Source organism: Octadecabacter arcticus 238 (assembly GCF_000155735.2).
Lineage (GTDB): Bacteria > Pseudomonadota > Alphaproteobacteria > Rhodobacterales > Rhodobacteraceae > Octadecabacter > Octadecabacter arcticus.
The window spans coordinates 1,569,605-1,587,371 of sequence record NC_020908.1; the positions used below are offsets into that span (position 1 = coordinate 1,569,605).

General features: G+C 55.9%; 17 protein-coding genes and 1 pseudogene. 5 read left to right on the forward strand and 13 right to left on the reverse strand.

Annotated features, from left to right (window positions below):
* Positions 1-69 precede the first annotated feature (69 nt).
* The 5 genes from OA238_RS08195 to OA238_RS08220 form a co-directional block, all read right to left on the reverse strand.
* Positions 70-1,113: a succinylglutamate desuccinylase/aspartoacylase family protein gene (locus OA238_RS08195; RefSeq protein WP_015494830.1), complete on the reverse strand. Its 1,044-nt coding sequence runs from the start codon at positions 1,111-1,113 to the stop codon at positions 70-72.
* Positions 1,113-1,616, reverse strand: coding sequence for an ATP-dependent zinc protease family protein (locus OA238_RS08200; RefSeq protein WP_245581466.1), 504 nt, complete (start codon positions 1,614-1,616; stop codon positions 1,113-1,115). The genes OA238_RS08195 and OA238_RS08200 overlap by 1 nt, the downstream gene beginning before the upstream one ends.
* Positions 1,617-1,747: 131 nt before the next feature.
* Positions 1,748-2,653 carry a 30S ribosomal protein S6--L-glutamate ligase gene (rimK, locus tag OA238_RS08205; protein ID WP_015494832.1) on the reverse strand — a complete coding sequence of 302 codons (906 nt, stop codon included), beginning with the start codon at positions 2,651-2,653 and terminating at the stop codon, positions 1,748-1,750.
* An 897-nt stretch (positions 2,654-3,550) separates the two neighbouring features.
* Complete coding sequence (locus OA238_RS08215) at positions 3,551-4,552, reverse strand: extracellular catalytic domain type 1 short-chain-length polyhydroxyalkanoate depolymerase (protein WP_015494833.1); 1,002 nt, start codon at positions 4,550-4,552, stop codon at positions 3,551-3,553.
* 50 nt (positions 4,553-4,602) lie between these two features.
* Positions 4,603-4,992, reverse strand: a complete 390-nt coding sequence (locus OA238_RS08220) for a hypothetical protein (protein ID WP_015494834.1) — start codon at positions 4,990-4,992, stop codon at positions 4,603-4,605.
* 307 nt (positions 4,993-5,299) lie between these two features.
* Here OA238_RS08220 and OA238_RS34700 point away from each other — a divergent pair, with 307 nt between their 5' ends.
* Positions 5,300-5,797, forward strand: a complete 498-nt coding sequence (locus OA238_RS34700) for a LysR substrate-binding domain-containing protein (protein WP_051076426.1) — start codon at positions 5,300-5,302, stop codon at positions 5,795-5,797.
* A 562-nt stretch (positions 5,798-6,359) separates the two neighbouring features.
* On the opposite strand, the pseudogene OA238_RS29965 reads toward OA238_RS34700, so the two are convergent.
* From OA238_RS29965 to OA238_RS08245, 5 genes and pseudogenes are all read right to left on the reverse strand, one after another.
* A pseudogene (locus tag OA238_RS29965) lies at positions 6,360-6,566 on the reverse strand (transposase); the annotation flags it as partial.
* Between the two features lie 38 nt (positions 6,567-6,604).
* The gene (locus OA238_RS08230; RefSeq protein WP_015494038.1) at positions 6,605-7,672 is read right to left on the reverse strand and encodes an IS630 family transposase; all 1,068 of its coding nucleotides are present in this window, start codon (positions 7,670-7,672) and stop codon (positions 6,605-6,607) included.
* A 209-nt stretch (positions 7,673-7,881) separates the two neighbouring features.
* Complete coding sequence (locus OA238_RS08235) at positions 7,882-8,841, reverse strand: IS4 family transposase (RefSeq protein ID WP_245581467.1); 960 nt, start codon at positions 8,839-8,841, stop codon at positions 7,882-7,884.
* Positions 8,842-8,855: 14 nt separating this feature from the next.
* Complete coding sequence (locus tag OA238_RS08240; protein ID WP_015494836.1) at positions 8,856-9,710, reverse strand: Y-family DNA polymerase; 855 nt, start codon at positions 9,708-9,710, stop codon at positions 8,856-8,858.
* Between the two features lie 57 nt (positions 9,711-9,767).
* Positions 9,768-10,463: an ImuA family protein gene (locus OA238_RS08245; RefSeq protein ID WP_015494837.1), complete on the reverse strand. Its 696-nt coding sequence runs from the start codon at positions 10,461-10,463 to the stop codon at positions 9,768-9,770.
* A 173-nt stretch (positions 10,464-10,636) separates the two neighbouring features.
* Between OA238_RS08245 and OA238_RS08250 the strand changes: the two genes are divergently transcribed.
* From OA238_RS08250 to OA238_RS08260, 3 genes are all read left to right on the forward strand, one after another.
* Positions 10,637-11,620: a hypothetical protein gene (locus OA238_RS08250; RefSeq protein ID WP_015494838.1), complete on the forward strand. Its 984-nt coding sequence runs from the start codon at positions 10,637-10,639 to the stop codon at positions 11,618-11,620.
* 83 nt (positions 11,621-11,703) lie between these two features.
* A complete protein-coding gene (locus OA238_RS08255; protein WP_015494839.1) occupies positions 11,704-12,900 on the forward strand; it encodes a hypothetical protein in 1,197 nt (398 codons plus the stop codon).
* Positions 12,897-13,835, forward strand: coding sequence for a hypothetical protein (locus tag OA238_RS08260; RefSeq protein ID WP_015494840.1), 939 nt, complete (start codon positions 12,897-12,899; stop codon positions 13,833-13,835). The genes OA238_RS08255 and OA238_RS08260 overlap by 4 nt, the downstream gene beginning before the upstream one ends.
* 59 nt (positions 13,836-13,894) lie before the next feature.
* On the opposite strand, the gene OA238_RS08265 is transcribed toward OA238_RS08260, so the two are convergent.
* Positions 13,895-15,166, reverse strand: coding sequence for a cytochrome-c peroxidase (locus OA238_RS08265; protein ID WP_015494841.1), 1,272 nt, complete (start codon positions 15,164-15,166; stop codon positions 13,895-13,897).
* A gap of 27 nt (positions 15,167-15,193) precedes the next feature.
* Here OA238_RS08265 and OA238_RS08270 point away from each other — a divergent pair, with 27 nt between their 5' ends.
* Positions 15,194-15,688: a tetratricopeptide repeat protein gene (locus OA238_RS08270; RefSeq protein WP_085982741.1), complete on the forward strand. Its 495-nt coding sequence runs from the start codon at positions 15,194-15,196 to the stop codon at positions 15,686-15,688.
* 54 nt (positions 15,689-15,742) lie between these two features.
* Here the strand turns inward: OA238_RS08270 and OA238_RS08275 are convergent, their stop codons facing one another.
* Positions 15,743-16,417, reverse strand: coding sequence for a type 1 glutamine amidotransferase domain-containing protein (locus OA238_RS08275; protein ID WP_015494843.1), 675 nt, complete (start codon positions 16,415-16,417; stop codon positions 15,743-15,745).
* Between the two features lie 265 nt (positions 16,418-16,682).
* The gene (locus OA238_RS08280) at positions 16,683-17,744 is read right to left on the reverse strand and encodes a TRAP transporter substrate-binding protein (RefSeq protein WP_015494844.1); all 1,062 of its coding nucleotides are present in this window, start codon (positions 17,742-17,744) and stop codon (positions 16,683-16,685) included.
* Positions 17,745-17,767: the final 23 nt, after the last annotated feature.

Here is a 17,767-nt window from a genome sequence, read left to right on the forward strand (position 1 = left end):
TCTTGTGATGATTTGCGCGTTACGGTTACTCTTTTCATGGATCGCGGCGGTTGCGGTTCGATTTATGCCCTAAATTATCTGATCCTCATCAATCAGCGGATCGGACATCAATTGTCCGCTCATCTCATCCATCATATCCTCGGCCTGGGTGAGCGACTTTACACTCGCCAGATGGAACAACGCGTCGCCTTCATTGATGATTGGCATCACCGCGCGGCCAACGATTATCCCGCCAAAGGGCGCGAGTATCTCAATCTCCTCGCCGCCAAACGGGTCGGCCACAGCTGCCAAAAGATCGCCCTCGGCGACCACATCCCCATCAGCGCGAAAGATGCGCAACAGGCCACCCGCAGGTGCGCGCACCCAGCTTGATGACTCGCACAGCTGTGACGGCATCTTGGTTTTCGCAATGCCTTTAGACGATATCATGCCGATATCGTGCATGACCCGCAAGACGCCAGCAACGCCTGCACGGATTGACATTTCGTCGAACCGTAACGCTTCGCCAGCTTCAAAAAGCAACACATCTTTACCAAGCTCAGCGGCGGCGGCGCGCAGTGATCCGTCGCGCAGATTTGACTGTAAGATCACCGGTGCGCCAAAGACATTGGCCAGTTTCGCCGTGCGCTCATTGTTGGCTGATATCCGGATTTGGGGCAGGTTTGTGCGATGAATAGCCGCCGAGTGCAGATCGATCCCAAGATCACAGCGCGCTACAATTTCAGTCAGGAATATATGCGCCAACCGACCGGCCAGCGATCCGGCCGTACTTCCAGGAAAGGATCGATTCAAATCACGCCGGTCCGGCAGATAACGTGAGCGGTTGATGAAGCCAAAGGTGTTCACAATCGGAACGACAATCAACGTCCCCCGAAGCGTGCGAAGGTTGGGAGCGCGCAGCAGGCGGCGCACGATTTCAACGCCGATAACCTCGTCCCCGTGAATACCCGCGCTGACGAACATAACCGGCCCGTCGCTTTTGCCATGGGTGACATGGGCCGACATCGTGACGGGCGTGTGGTCCGACAGAACGCTGACTGGAAGTTCGACAGTTTGGCTGGTTCCGGCATCGATCGTGATGTCACCAACAGTGAAGGGCTGGCGGGCTGGCATCAGGAGGCGTCCTTTATCAGCAGGGTTTTCGGGCGGCGTTGTTTGTCGGAAAACGATGCCAAATGCGCTTTGCGGGTATGGACGGCAATGTTTTGACCCTTAAGTGCTGTGCGCCCAACGATCATCACGAATGTCATGCTCGCGCGATCGGTTAATGATACCGTAATGGGCCAGCTGCGGCCGCCAAGCTGGAAAGTTGTGCGGATCACAACGCGTTCTTCGGGCACGCCGCCAGTGTTCTTTATGTGGCGAATATCATAGATCGGCGCTTCGATATCGACGCCATCCTCGGTTTCTGTGATCTGCACGTGAAACCGCACCCAGGGCACATCATCGCGGCTGAATTGTTCGATTTGCGTCGCATGCAGCGCCGATGTCCGCGCACCCGTGTCGATCTTCGTGCGGATATTCATCAGACTAATATCTGGCAAATCGATATGTTCAATCCATCCGATCACCACCAGTTCTGGCTTTGGCCGCTTTGAGTTCAGTTTCTTAAACATCGTCGTCTTTGCTACCCTGTTGGATCGGCCAAGTCTTTTGTAGGCAATTAGCCATTCTACATACTTTATCGGCGTGAGCCATAACAGGGACACGCCGATTATTTTTTTAACGTGCAGTGTGGACCGCAAAATCAGCCTTTGCCCTTGGTCCTTGTCGCACCCGGTTTGGCGGTTTTTTCAAGGTGCTGGATGATCATTCCTGCAACGTCCAGCCCCGTGGCCTTTTCGACACCTTCCAGACCAGGGGATGAGTTTACTTCCATGACGACGGCACCGTGGTTGGCGCGCAACATGTCGACACCGCAAACCGCAAGCCCCATCGATTTGGCTGCACGTATCGCGGTTGAACGTTCTTCTGGCGAAATCTTGATTAACTTCGCAGATCCGCCACGGTGCAGGTTCGAGCGGAATTCGCCTTCTTCGCCGGTGCGTTTCATCGCTGCGACGACCTTGCCCCCCACGACAATGGCGCGAATATCTGTGCCGGCGGATTCCTTAATGAATTCTTGTGCCAGTATGTTGACGTTTGCACCACGGAACGCCTCAATGACCGACTTTGCGGATCGTTCCGTATCGGCAAGGACCACACCGATGCCTTGTGTCCCCTCAAGCAGTTTGATCACCACAGGCGCGCCGCCTGCAAGTTTCACAACTTCACCGGCCTGTTTGGCATCATGCGCAAAAGCGGTCACTGGCAGGCCAACCCCGTCACGAGCCAGCAACTGCATGGATCGAAGTTTATCGCGCGAACGCCCGATCGCGACGCTTTCGTTCAGCGGGAAGACGCCCATCATTTCAAATTGGCGCAAAACGGCGAGGCCATAAAACGTGACCGATGCGCCGATGCGTGGAATGACGGCGTCATAGCCTGTTAAGGACTCGCCGTTAAAATAAATTTCCGGACGTCGCGACGCGATGTTCATGTAGCAGTTCAGTGTGCGGATCACGTCAATCGTGTGACCGCGTGCTTCTGCCGCTTCAATCAATCGCTGGTGGGAGTACAGTTTCGCATTCTGGCACATAAGCGCAATTTTCATCGGTCTTCCTTTTCACTCGTTTAACGTGGACAGTTCTATAGGTAATAGGGTCTTGGCTTCCGGATCGGCTCGGTTGCGACACCTCTGCCTTGGATCATGCCAAGACGGGCGCACAGGCGCAGCACAGTCCAATAGGCCGCGTCTGAAGTATTGGCGGAATCTTGATTAGACGCTGCACTGATTGTGATATCATCTAAAACAACATTCGGGAGGCAGCTGGCAACGTCTACTTGCTGCCCAGAAGACATCATATCCGATGAAATGAGATATAGATGGCCCCAGATCCATGGCAAGGTGGGCAGTTTGATCAACCGTCGTGCCGCTGCTTCGATGGTTGTTGAAGGGGCGGTGAATAATGTACTGGGCCCCGGTCTGTCGCCGCCAAAGCGAACGCCGTACGGTATTCTGGCGTGCGGGTTTACCAAGACCTCTGCAAAGGGAAGGTCTTTCAAAAAGTCTATCTGGAGCGGGCGGGCCGTCATATGTGGCAGACCTTATTTGGAGTGATAAACGCCCCTCATCGCGGGCATCTTCCCCACAGACGATGAGAGGGGAGCGGTGCGAACAAATATTCTAGAAATCTCACTTTTTGTTAGCATTGTGATCTCGGCAAGTTAAATTTATAATAATCGTGCTTGGGGTGAGTTTTACAAATGCATATTTGGAGGCGTGCTAGACCACATAGCGCCGACTGGTGCGTTCTGGAGGGCAGATGACCCGTTGGGGGCTCTTCTCATCTGCGCCATTCAGAAAGCCACCAACAAAAAGCAGCGCACAGCGCCATAACTGCGCAATCCTAACCATAGAGACACATTCGGTCCCTAAGATGGGTGCGGCCAACCACAAGTCGGATTGGCCAGCACGAAGGCGCGCAAAAACTGCTGCTTTTATGCGTCGCTAGTCGTCGTTGTTCAGGAAGAATCTGACCATCTGCGCGCTTGCGTCTGGTCCGCCGGCATCGGTGAACGACCCTTTGGGCGATCCGCCCGACCAGGCATGGCTAAGACCCTCAATCGTCCATTGTTCGAGCACGGCTGCGTTGTTTTGCGCCGCAACGATACGACGTGTCCAAGATCGCCCGCCGGTTTCCCCGCGCGTCGTTGTGTCAATTGTCTGACGTGGCGCGCGATCCAATACATCACGCGCAATCGCATCGCTGTTTGACGGATGCACCGTGGTGTCCGCGGTCCCATGAAAAACGATTGTGCGTGTTTGTGGGCCGTTCGATTCAACAGTGCGCGCGCCCGCCGTTCCCATCATCGCCGCAAACGCGGATGTCATGTCTGTTGCTGCGCCAAAAGGTAAGCCTGAATGGGCTCCGAAGGCTGCAAAGACATCCGGATAGGTTTCACCCAAAATGACTGCCATAGCCGCGCCAGCAGACAGGCCTGCCACGTAGGTATTGTGGGGTTTTACAGCGTGTTGATCGGTGATCTGTTTGGCAAAGCCCGCAAGAATTGCAGGTTCGCCCATCCCGTGGCATTGATCGCCATGGCGAAACCAATTCCAACAGATTTGGGCGTTATCGCCAAGTGACTGCCCCGGATACACGATCACCAGGCGATGGGTTTCCGCCAGTGCGTGCATCCCTGTTCCCGCTTCGAAATCGTCGGGATTTTGGGTGCAGCCATGCAACATCATAATAACGCCAGCGACACCATCTTTTGCTGAGTTGGGAACATAAGTTCGGTACGTGCGGCTGCCTTGCGGGCAGGTGAACGTGTCCCCGTCAATTACTGATCCGTCCGAGGACATTTGCGCTGGGGACAGGCCGTTCAGGACGGAATTGGGTGCGGTCAATCCGTGCTGCGCAAGCGTGCGCTGCACAAGGTCGGTGGCAGATGACAAGCGCGCGGCCTGCGTCGGTCGACCGGTCGCGCCTAAGTTGAAAAAATTCATATCTACTTTATCCTGAATTGGGCCTGATGAGGGCCAGAAATGGATGGATTTCACGTTACGCGATCGGCGATGGCCATTTTGACCTCTGCGCTGGCTTGCAGTGCGCGTAACACACTGATGGATCCGATTGTGGCCAGCGCCAGTTCCGGCGTCACATCAGCAGCAATCCGCGCAAGGCCGACGACCTTTACGTGCAATGCCTCCTCAACGTTGCGCAGCACCTGCCGGTCGGCAACAGAATAGTCCCGAAGACCAAGTTCCATGGTGTGGCGTTCAATGGATTTAGGGACAACGTCCTCGTGTCCATCGATGAGATTTCGGATCGCAATGCGGATCATACCACTTCTGTTCGAATAAAATCTGTCCTGCACAAGCAGATCGATCCGCTCAAGGTCGACATAGCCGAGGTTTATCGTTCTCGTTCTCGCCCGCAGGGTCACGCAGGAGTGTTACTTTGCCTATAGTCAATATCTTTCTGTCTGGATGGTGTGTGGATGTTAAAATGATGAATGCAAGGGTGATAGATCATCGCTGAACGCCCACCAAGGCCTTGCAGCGGATCGTCGCGCGGGGGGTGATAGGCCATTCCTATCGAAAGCCGCCCTGATGATCGACAAACTCTAAATGTTGATTGCCCTCGCGCGCGAGGAACACTTTGGCCGCGCGGCAATCGCACAAGGTTTCACGCAAGCAACGCTGTCTACGGCGATCAAAACAGCTTGAAGACCAGCTTGGCGTGATGCTTGTGTGGCACGGACGGGTCTGTCAGGCGACTTGCGGCTGGCCGTCATTCCAATAGCGCTGACCGTCGTCGCCGAACTGACGGCAGAATTTGACGATGCACATCCGAATGTGCGGCTTTCCGTGCAATCCAAGACGTCGGCGCAGATCCCGTCCATGCTCGACAACCGCGAAATTGATGCAGGGCTCACATATATTAACAACGAACCGCTTGGCCGCGTGGCGACTGTGCCTTTGTATGCTGAACGATACGTCTTGGTCGCCGAGGCAGGACATCTACTGTTGGCTGGTCCGGTCAAATGGGGTGATCTGGGCGGGAAGCCGCTGTGCCTGCTGACGCCGGATATGCAGAACCGCCGCATCATCACCCAGCATTTGTCGCAAGCAGGTGTCGAGGTCACACCGCAAATCGAAGCGTCCTCTATCGTTGTTCCAATGAGCCACGTGGTCCGCAGCATTCGGGCAACGATTCTGCCGATCCGAGCGGCTGAAATTATTCTGTAGGGCGACGATCTGGGGGCCGTGCCGCTGATTGATCCCGACGCCAGCCATATTTTTGGCATCGTGGCGCCACACCGCGAACCTTTTACCACCGTTCTTGCGGATCTTTTGGACCGCGCCAGGTCGCTTTCCGAACTTGACGGCTCTTGATAGAGTTTGTCTATCAATAAACTGAATCCCGATACTGATTAACCGTGCGAAAACCATGACAAGGGGGGCTCTAATGGGGGACGCCACATGGCCGACGCAGCAACCATCGAAATTATGCAAGGTATCCTTGCCAGCCACGCAACGCAAGAAGGGCCACTTTTGCCAATTCTGCATAGCATTCAGGCGGAATAAGGGTTCAATCCGAGCGATGTGGTGCAGATTATTGCAGACCGCCTCAATATCACCCGCGCCGAAGTGCATGGTGTGATTTCGTTTATCATGATTTTCGCGAAGCGCCCGCGGGCCGGCATATCGTCAAGATTTGCCGCGCTGAGGCGTGCCAGGCCGTCGGATCGAATGTGCTGTCACAACGCGCGCTTGAAAAAAAGGCTCTTCTCCGCTTTGTTGAGTTATTCTAGGATTTCAAATAGAACATAGATTGATTATCTGGGATGGATGATTGTCTAATTTTGAGTTTGAAGTATTCGGTATCCCTGATGCCCCTGGCTCGTTTGCGGATCATTCCTATACTGACATTACCAGCCTCTATCCTGGCGCTTGTCAGCTTGTGTTTCGCGTAGTTGCATATGCCCACACAATGTTTTCTTAGGGATTTTGCATACTATACTCCCGCGCCTGAATTGACCTGAGGTTTTCCCCTCAAATCACTTTGTATTCCTTGAGCGATATGACGCGGAAGTTGTCGGTGACGGTGTCGCGGAACTCTGGCCATTTTTCTGGCAGGGTCTTGCGGAAGAAGTCGAAAATGGCCTCTGTGAATTGGTTGAACGTTGCATAGTGCCGATTGTGGGTGACCCATTTGTGCATAACACCCCAAAGACGCTCGATCGGGTTGAGGTGCGGGGCATATGCTGGCAAGAAATGCAACTTCACCCGACGTTCTGGGCTGTCCAGCCATGGCTGTAGTATCTTGGCATGATGATAGCGGGCATTGTCGACAAAGACGTGGATGGCCGTCTTGGTTTGGTTGTTGCGTTCCAACTTTTCCAGCATCTGTCGGGTTGTCTGGGCATTGATCTTCTCGCCTTCCACAAAGGTGACCTGGAAAGTCTCAAGGTCAAGCGCGCCCTGAATGTTGAGCCGCTTGCGCCCTGATGTCGCCTTCAGGGCCGTCTTTTGTCCCTTGGGGAACCAACCATGGGCGGGGCGGCTCTGGTGTTCGGGGTGGACAGCGTCCGAAAAGACAACCATCTCATCTGCGGCCAACCCGTTCATCAGGGCCTCATATTTGGCAATAAACGCAGCCTGCTTGGCTTCATCGGCCTGTGCAGGCAGCAATTGTGGTTTCTTATACGCGAACCCCAGGCGGCGCATCAGCTTGGCGGCTCCCGACGTGCTGTAGTTTTGGTCGCACTCGGCTAGAACATAGGCACAGACCTCATCGGCATTGCGGGCAGGCTGCGCGGTGAAATGGGCTCTCACCGCCTGCTCTTGCACGACGGACAAATGACCCTGACGCTGGCTGTAGTCCTTCAGACCGAAAAACGATAGTCCCGCACCGGCAAAGGCAAACCGCCACTCCGTCAAAACTGTCGGGCCAATATCCAAAATCCGGCAAACCGTTCCGGCGTCTTCTCCTGCGTCCAAAAGAAGAAACGCGCGCGCCCGTTTCCAAACAAGGGCGTCAACTTTGCGGCGGCGGCAAAGCGCTTCAAGTGCTATGCGCTGCTCGTCGGATAAGGAGACTGTTTTGTATTGCTTGCTCATAAACTCAAAATACAGACTGAACCGCCTTTGGCCATGCGACGAAGTGAATCGCAGGCCCAAAATCGTCAGGTCAATTCAGGCGCAGGAGTATACACGACTCTTGTGATTATGGGTGGAATTAGTATCCACGGTGAGACAGCGGCGTTTGGGTCTGACCTGAGCAGTTTACGGAGCTGATCGAAGCCAATTCGAAAGAATGACTTTGCAAATTATCCGTGTTTTTTCCGCTTCATTTTCCCGCCTCCAATAAGCTTTGTGGCGGTTTTAGATGCCCATGCAACCGCGAGCGCAACGAGACCTAAAAGAAGCTCAAGTTTTTTGGAGATGGTCAGTCGTGTGTCTTCAAGATTGACCCAGTGTGTCTTTGTGTCGCCAAAGAGGCTCTCAATGGCCCATCTTTTCTTGTAGGTGGCGAGGGCCCGATGTGCGGGCCGGTTAGAGACGACGATCAAAAGCTCACCCCCCTTGATGCGCTTTGCAGCAAAGCTAAACCACGTGGCCTCCCCCAAATTGTTGCCTCCAAATCGGGCATCAAAGTTGCGCTTACCGCGACAGGTGCGCAACAAGGTGCTTAGATTTTGCGTTTTCCCGTCCTGTGTGGTCACAAGTTGGTTTGCTTTGATACGGATGACAAATGGGACGTTGTTTTTATGAAGAAAATCCAACCATTGTGCTCCAATGAATTCCCGGTCCGCTAACAAGAACTTGATGGTGGAGACCTCAAACACCAACAGATAACGTTTCATCAAGGCAATGCGCTGAGCAGTATCGCTGTTCCCTGCACGCCCCAAAACGCTCCACATCAACGGAATACGGTGGCGGCGTGTGACAATGGCTAAGACCAAGAAGTTGACATGGCGTTGGCCAATTTTCCAATTTGTTCGGTCCAAGCATAAATGCCAGGTGGGGCCAGAACCAATCATTTTAACAAGCAAGGGGGCCGCCCAATCCGAGCCAAGATCAACATGCTGGAAAAAGCGTTGTAGGCGACGGTAGGTGCTTTCAACCTTGCTATCGGTAGGAAACTCACAGGCCAGATGGCTCAAATTTACCGTCCGGGCATTCACCATTCCCATGATCAAGAGGCACATCGTTTCAAGGCGACTGTTGCTCAACTCTAAATGGGGGGATAACCTCTTCTTGAGGGTCGTCAGGGCTTTCGTGATCATCCGTGGAACCTTTTTTAGCGATAAGAGTCCGCTCCTAAATCACCTTCTGACACCCTCAACCATCCTAATGTCGTGTAGTATGGCCCCAGTGTGGACAGCTTGCCTTCAATTTCACGCAGCATCGCCGCTTCGCCGCCCCACAGATGATCCGATCCCGTGGTGTCCAGGATCAAGCCATTCGGCCCATCCAAAGCCGACCACGGACACCAGCGCCGCACCCACAGCATCAACCGTTTCAGCGCCGCTTGATCGCCCGCCACATCGGCAAATTCGACCTGCAATTCAGGACATAGCGCGCGCATATCCACAACGCGGGCGCCAATGTGGACACCGGTTTGGTCTGCCGCGCGATTGGTGGCATGCACCACAGGGCCGTGCGACCCCTCAACCGCCAGTGCTATGGGGATTTCAGGCGGCGGGGCTTGCCCGGTGCGGTCCATATGCCGCTGCCAGCGATTGATCGTCAGACGTGGGAAATGCAGCGCTGTGATCCTGCGCGCCAAGGGGTCTTTGTCAGTCGGAGTGAACGCGCGAGATGCGACGTCCATCCGCCCGTCCTTTGGGGTGCCGGTCTTTGGGGTGCTGGTCTTTGCGCTGTCGGTCTGTCTGCGCGATGCGGCCCCCCGCCAACGGGGTTCGCCCACGGGCGTAAAACTATCTTCTTCATCACAGTCCCGCCCGTCCCCTTGCGCAGGCACATCGCCCGCCCGCGGATCAGCTGGTTTTGGCGCCATCGCCCGCTGCAAAGCCTCAATCGCATGGGCCAGCATGTCGGCGGTGTCCGTTGCCTTTATGGGCGTGTCCGGTGGGGTGTGCGACGCGTTTGGTGCTGGAAAGGGCAGGACGGGCAGCTTGTCCTCCCCCCTCATCGCGCTGCTGTCCTTGGTCGCCGTGTGGGCGACCGTATATCCGAGCGTGTGTCTGGTCTAGCCATGGCGCGCCTCGTGCATGGGGCGGCCTTCGACGCGGTGATCAAGGTGCAGACCCCCATTATCGCCCCCGCCGTCACCCGCACGCGCGACCCAATCCCCCGGCGTCCCCCATCGGGAACGGAACAAGTGCGCGTGCCACAGCGGTTGACCGGGGGCGTGCATGTCATCTGCATTGGGCAGGGACGCCAGTAACGACAGCCGCCAGCGCGCACGCGCCGCACTGAGGTTGGCATGGCCTGCGCGCCGGATCAGCCATGCAGGCACGGCATGGGCTTCGGATCTGAGAGCGAGCCGTTTGGATGCAGTGAAATCAAGCGCAGGCGGATCGCCCCAAACCTCACCCACCACAGCGCCCAGTGTGGCGCACCCAAGTCCCTGTTCCATCGCCCAAAGCACATCAACTGATCTGGAAACATCGACCCGCAAAATATCAATTTTGGGGTCCAGTCCTGCCATGCAAATCACCCCCGCGTCGCGCCGCGACAGACGATCAGACACCCACAACACAGGCCCCTTTGCAGGGTTCAATTGCGCCAACATAAACGCCAATGCCGCCCCGTCGGTGACGGTTTCGCTGAACACCTCACGCAGGGTCGGTTGCGCGTCAGATTCGCCTTTGTGGCCAGCCGTTTCAGCCCGCTGCATCAACAGATCGGTCGCGGATTTTGGCGGTGGCAGGGCGCTGCGCATCTATGATTCCAATATTAATGTTCCTGTTATGTTCTATATTTAGTACCCGCTTTGGTCAAGCGCGATTGCCGCAAAAAGGTCAGGCTTTCCACGCTTGCCTGCCATTACCTGCGCCCATACCCTAGGGCTAACCCAACGGATAAACGCGGCAGGCCCAGTATGTTCGGACCCATATGATCGGACCCATCCTCAAATCGCTCCGTCGGGAGCATATGGACGTGAACTTGCGCCACGGACGTGACCGCGTGGTGCGCATCATGGAACGCCCGGGCCTTTGGATGTCTGAGGCTGATTTGCAGGCCCTGACGGCAGATTTGCGCACCATAGCGGCCAAAACACTGGATGCAGGGCGCCTGAGTTACGGCGTGTTCGCGGGGAATCGCGACCGCATGCGCGACACCATCATCACACTCGTAACCCACCGCGATGGCACGCCGATTGCCTTTAATGCGCTGGCGATCATGACGCTTGATACCCAGCCGGACCCCACCGATGTGCTGCATCTCGGCTTGGTCATGGTCGATCCTGACCAGCAATTCGGTGGTCTGAGTTGGGTGCTCTATGGCCTGACGTGTTTCCTGTTGTTCGTGCGCAACCAATTCCGCCCGCTTTGGATTTCCAATGTCACACAGGTTCCCGCAGTTGTCGGCATGGTGTCAGAGATGTTTTCTGGCGTCTGGCCACGGCCCGACGCCGATCGGCGCACGCTGAACCATGTCTTGATGGCGCGCCGCATTATGGCGGGGCATCGCCACGTATTCGGGGTGGGCGAGGACGCCGAATTCGATGAGACGCGATTTGTCATCACCAACGCCTATACCGGCGGGTCAGATGACCTCAAAAAGACGTGGGATCAGGCACCCAAGCACCGCGCCGCGGTTTTCAACGACTTCTGTGCCGCGCAACTGGATTACACACGCGGCGACGATGTGCTGCAACTGGGTCAAATAGACTTGCCCGCGTTTCGGCGCTATCTGTCGCGCGAAGTCCCTAAATCTGCGGTGTTTGGCGTTCTGTCCACTGGCATCTACGTGGTCCTGCGCCGCTTGATCCCGCCGGTGTTCTACTGGTCTGACAGCACACGACAATTTTCGATCCTGCGCCCCGCTAAGGATACCTATCCTTCGCGCCCCTCCGGGGACGATCGTGATGTTTGATTGCACCGCCCCCCCCCCAAACCTGCAATCATCGCTGCTATCATGCACCCTCTGGCACGTAAGTTCTTGAATGGATTGATCCAGTGACACTGGCGGCGCCCGACACTGCCAATCTGTTCCTGTCGCTGGCTGCCCTCGCTGGGGTGCTGATTTTACAAAGCGTGATCTGCGCTCGCGATCCGTGGGCGCCGCTGAACAGGCGCTTCCTGTTGGGTCTTCGCGTTATAGCCATGCTGTTCGCAGGACGCGCGCTGCTCATCTTGACAGGGCTGGATTTCTTTTGCTTCTTCATCCTGTTAGGCGTCACCCTTATACCAGTTTCCGTGTTGCTTTTGGCCGAAGGATTACTGCGCCGCCACGCCACACGCTGGGTCAAGGTTTGGGTCATGTGTGGCACAATCGTCTTCTCCATCCTGTCATTTTGGTGGTCTGATAGCATTGATCCGCCGCGTCTGATCGGTCTTCTTACTTTTCAAGTCAGCGGGTTTTTCATCGGCGCATGGATGGTTTTGTCTCGCGAAAAGTCCAGCTTGACGGTCGCTGAAAATCAAACGGCTGAACGATTATCGCTGTCTCTTTTTCTGCTTGTGCCCTTGGCTGCATCCGATTTTTTCATGGTTTCTCTTGATCTTCCGGCCCAAACTTCACCTTTGGGTGTGCTATTCTTGTGCTGGCTTGCCGTCAGCCTTGGCCGCTCTCAGGCGCAGCACCGCGCGCCGTTGGTGTCGTTTCTTGCAATCGTTTTAGCCGCTGGCCTGTCAGGATTTGTGGTGGCCGATATGGTCGATATGGACAAGGACGCGACGATCCTGACGCTGGCCGTCATCCTCGCGGCGGTGATGGTCGCTGTGTTGTTCATCGAGGCGAAAGCCCTGCGATCTGAAGAACAATCGCAAACCCTGTTGCGCCACCTCGCCGAAGACCGATCCCGCGATACGTTGGGGTTCCTGCGCGGCCTGCAAGCGCACCCAATGGTGGACGGCGCGGCATTGATCGACGTGCCACAACTTGCGGACTTCGATCCAGCCGTTCTGCGCCACATCTTTACTGTCCGCCCCGTGCTTCGCCGCGCTGATCCGCCCCTAATCGACGGTGCGCAAGCCGATCACATCAGCCATCTGTTTCGCCTGTTTGACGCCAGCCATATCTTGCTTGCTGACGACGCGCCTATGACCCTTGTGGCGCTGTCGATGCCGTCATTGGCAACATCGCCACGGGCTGAACTTGAATTGGCAGTGGTGCAACGCATGGCGTGGCTGATGTCACGGTCAAGCCCATGATTTCGCATGAGGTATTTGAAAATTGCGTGATGCGCGCAGCGCTTGCACCGACCGTCCACAACACCCAACCCGCCCGCTGGGTGCGCGACGGGGACGTGCTGTCGTTGTTTTGTGATACCAATGTCGGCCTGACGGTTGGCGACCCCACAGGGCGCGACGCAGCCCTGTCTTGTGGCGCGGTTCTTGTGGCGATGGTACTGGCCTTGTCGGCCCATGACATAGCCGCCTGCGCAACCTTGACCGACAAAGATACATCACCAGGTCTGGGCCTTGTCGCAGTTGCGCATTTGACCTTGTCGCGCGGTCCAAAAGACGGCCTACATGCCCAGCTTGAGCGCCGTTTCACTTGGCGCGGTCAATTTGCATCCCAACCTGTGCAATTGTACGGTTGGACCCGCGCAGATACGCGCCTCATTGTGGATCTGACAAGTCGTGACTGGATCGCCGAGCGCAACGATTGGGCGAGTTTTGAAATCATGCAAAGCGCCGGTTTTCGCCATGAACTGGTCAGCTGGATGCGGTTGAATGACAGGCACCCGCGCGCCGGGCTCGACGGAATGGACCGCGCGTCTATGCGTTTGAGCCGCGGTGAGGCCCGCGCGGTCCCTTTCGTTTTGATCAAGTTGTGGCGGTTTTTGAACGTTTTTGGGTTCACCAAAAACCTTATTACTGAACATGAAGTGACATTAACTTCACCGCTTATAGCATTGTTTCACTGTGATATTATTGAAAGTCCAATCGTATCTGGCCGCGCCTATCTTCGCTTGTGCCTCGAGGCGGCGTCACTGGGGTTCGCGGGCTGGCCAATGGCGGCAGTGTCTGATCACCCGACCGCCAACAGACAGGTCTGTGACAGGTTTGGCATTGCGTCCGATCGCCGACTTGTTCAGGTCATTCGCTTTGGCATTCCTACAGGCGATGCACCGCCCCGATAACGGCGGCCTTTGGCCGAAGTTTTGCGCAATTCGAGGTTTTAAGCTAGTCGACATCTTGGCTAATCGACGGGCAATCCGCTGGGCACTGTCGCTGGCCGTCCTAGGGGGCGTTCCTCAGCCGTGTTGCCCGTCAATGCATGAAGGAACGCTTCTATATCAGAAACTTGCGTTGCGTTCATGGTCACAGGAATGATATCCAAAACCTCCTTCTGACGCGCCATTTCACGGCGGTCCTGCTGTATTGCAAAATCAACGCCCTCCATCCACGGCGCGACAGGCAACGCAGCCATGTCAGTCGTCCATGCGGCGCGGGCGCCAACAGGGTCCAAATGATGGCGTATCATGTCGCCCAAGTTTGGATATGCACCGTTATGACCATAGGGTGCGGTCAGTGCGACGTTGCGCAAGGATGGTGTTCGAAATCTATAAGCATCTGATAATAGATCCGTTTCCCCCATTCGGCCCACATCACGCGGCATCTTGTCAAAAGAACGTGTGCGACCGGGTCCAAAAGCTGGCAGGCCAAGTGCGTGAAAATCCTGATCGGTGAACAGAGGGCCGCTGTGACAGCTTGCGCAACCGGCTGTGCCAAAGAACAAGTCGCGGCCACGTTCGGCGTTGTCTGGCAGCGCCGTTCCGGTCAGCCATGCATCATAGGGGCTGTCGAAACTGCGCCATTCGGTCGTGATGAATGCCCCCATCGCATTACCAATCTCAACGATAGTAATATCGGATATGTCATTAACAGAATCAAATGCTTGCAAGAACAACCTCACGTATTCAGGCTCGGCGCGAATACGCGTTTCGATGATCGGCCATGCCGCATCAATTCTGTCATGGGTCGCGCCAGCGATATCGTTTTCACCGGGGTTTCCGGCCATCTCGAATTGCGCCGTGAGGGGAAACAGGGATTGCGCTGCGACGATGTTGTCGAGGCCCGCTGGCAGCCATTCTTCGGCAGGGGAATCAAAGCCGTTGTCGAACTGATCTGACACTTCGAGCCGGCCATCCCAAAACAATAAATCAATAGAATTATGCCCTATATTCCAAAGGCTTGGCGCGTTTCTGGGGATGCGTTTGCGGATGTCTTCGGCGGTGCGGTCTGGCCCGACACCAATGCCGCCTTCGCCAATGCCCAAGGACAGCCCGTCGCCGCCTGCTTGGTCATGGTGATGGCAGGTTCCGCAGGATATGTTCCTGTTGCCGCTCAATATTTTGTCGTAAAACAGCAATTGCCCAATGCGGGCTTGCGCTGGGTCGGCGTCCACGAAATCATCCATTGAAATCAGGTCCGCCAAAGCTGCGCCAGCCCCCAAAATAAGGAGGCACATCGCGTGCACACCCTGTACACAACCTGTATGTACATGCGTCATACGATTCATTGCGTCATTTTGGCAGGTTTCGTGACCATCTCAAGCCCTGTCTTGGCCGTCGATCTTGAGGAGGCCCGTGATCTGATGGAGGCGGGGGCGTTCGTCGAGGCGCGCGCCCAGTTTGAGGTTCTGGCGCGATCCGGAAATGCCGATGCCGAAGAGCTGATCGGCGTGATGTATGCGCTGGGGCTGGGGGTAGAACGCGACGATGAACGCGCCTTTGAGTGGTACCTGCGCGCGTCGATGAAGGGCCATCCTGGGGCGCAATCAGGGATTGGATGGTATTATGAATTGGGCCGCGGGATGCCTGCGCCGGATCTGGTGCGGGCGTATTTGTGGTATGCGTTGAGCGCGATCGGTGGTGACATTGATGCGCCGGACAGTCTGGAACAATTAACGCCGAGAATGAGCGCCGAGCAACGCGCGCGCGCCGAGGTCTTGGTGGATGACTACCGCGTGTGGATGTATCCGTTTCGCTAAATCATCTGACCGTCAGTCGTGCGGGGGCACCAAAAGTGCCCCCACGTTGACAGATTACATCAAAGCCAAAAGTTTCTTTGCCGCCTCTTCGGAAGACGCGGGGTTCTGGCCGGTGACCAAGGTGCCGTCCGTGACGACAAAGGAGGCCCAATCGTCGCCCCTTTGGTAGTCGCCGTCGTTGGCCTTCAGCATGTCTTCGACCAAAAACGGCACGACATTTGTTAGGCCAACTGCGTCTTCTTCGGTGTTGGTGAACCCAGTCACGGTTTTGCCTGAGACCAGTGGTTTCCCGTCTTGCGCCTTGGGGTGTTTGAAGATTGCGGGAGCGTGGCAAACAGCACCGATGGGGCGGTTGTTATGTGCGAAGGCTTCGAGCAATTTGATACTGTCTTTGTCTTCGGCCAAATCCCACAGCGGCCCGTGGCCCCCAGGATAGAAAACAGCGTCATAGTCGGCGTCGTTGACGTCAGCCAAGATGTGCGTGTTGGCCAAGACTTTCTGCGCTGCCTCGTCCTTTTTGAAACGGGCGGTGGCGTCGGTCTGGGCGTCTTCGGAATCGCTGCTGGGATCAAGGGGGGGCTTGCCACCCTTTGGTGAGGCGAGCGTGATGTCCGCGCCCGCGTCTTTCAGCACATAGTAAGGTGCTGCAAATTCTTCGAGCCAGAAACCGGTCTTATTGCCAGTATCACCCAGTTGGTCATGCGATGTAAGTACCATCAGAATTTTCATCTGTCGTTCCTTTATGATTGCCGTTTTGCTGATTGAAGGGCGCGCGCCATAATGCTGCGCAGTTCGGGAAACCCACGATTGTAAAGAGAGCCTAGCGATCGCTATCTCCCTTATTATATAGTCCGAAGTGGTCAGTTTTGAAGTGTTCCACGACAAGAGATGTTACGATTGTTGAGGTGACGTGGCGCTACCCATGCATCACTGAACTGCAAATGAAAAAGGCCGCCCCTGATGGGACGGCCCAGCCTTTGGCTAGCGGTTAAGCTTAGTTCAGGTCGGCGTCATAGCCTGCGGCCAGATCGGCCTCAACGTCATCCACAGCCGCGATCAATGCGTCGAGGATTTCGTTGCCGCCGTCGACGTTTTCACGAAACCACGCCTGAACCGGTGTTGCAGCTTGCGCGAACATGGCCTTCTCTTCGGGGGACGGCACATAAAGGTTGCCGCCGCCTTCCACGAAGTCTGCGTAGGCTTGGATCGAATTGCGCTTAGGCGAGGCGAATGTTGCCTGCTGCAGCGCATAGAAGCCATCAACGATAACGCGGCGCTGTGCTTCGTCCATGCCAGTGAAGCGTTCGTTGTTCATCCACCAAAGCGCACCCATATAGGCATGACCGTCAAGTGTAACGTATTGCAGGCCCGCATCGGGGAATTTCATGCCCATGATGTCGGTAATGCCATTTTTGGAGCCTTCAACGACGCCGGTCTGGAAAGACGTGAACAATTCAGGCCACGGGATCGGGGTCGGGGAGGCACCAAGTGCGCGCACGAGTTCTTGTGGCAAGTCAGCGACGACTGTGCGGATTTTCAGGCCTTCCATGTCAGCAGGTGTCATGACGGGGCGCACAGTGTTGGCAAAGTTGCGCCAACCGCCTGTGTTACCAACCGTCATCAGACGAATGGTATCGTCGGATGTTTCCAGTGCCATGTCGCGCATCGTGCGGACAAAATCGCCCTGAAGAACGCCTTCGGCCACGCGGTCATCGGACATCAGATACGGCAGGTCGAGGACTTGCACATAAGGAAAGATGCCAGCCGCACCACCAGAGGTGGAGATGTAGATGTCGATAGAGCCTTCGGAAACGCCCTCAAGGCATTCAGCGCCTGTTGAACACAGCTGCGTGCCGATAAACAATTCCACTTCGATCGCGCCGTTTGAGGCGGCTTCGACGTAGTTCTTGAACACGATCAGACCGTCATAGTCTTCGTCGTTTTCGTTGCTGTTTGCGGTCGCGCGTAGCGTGATCGAATGGCCATCCGCATAAACAGGCGCCGCTGCAAGTGTGTAGGCGGCGATGATGCCAGCCGTTGCGATATATTTCATCATTTAAGTAATCCTCCCAGATTGAT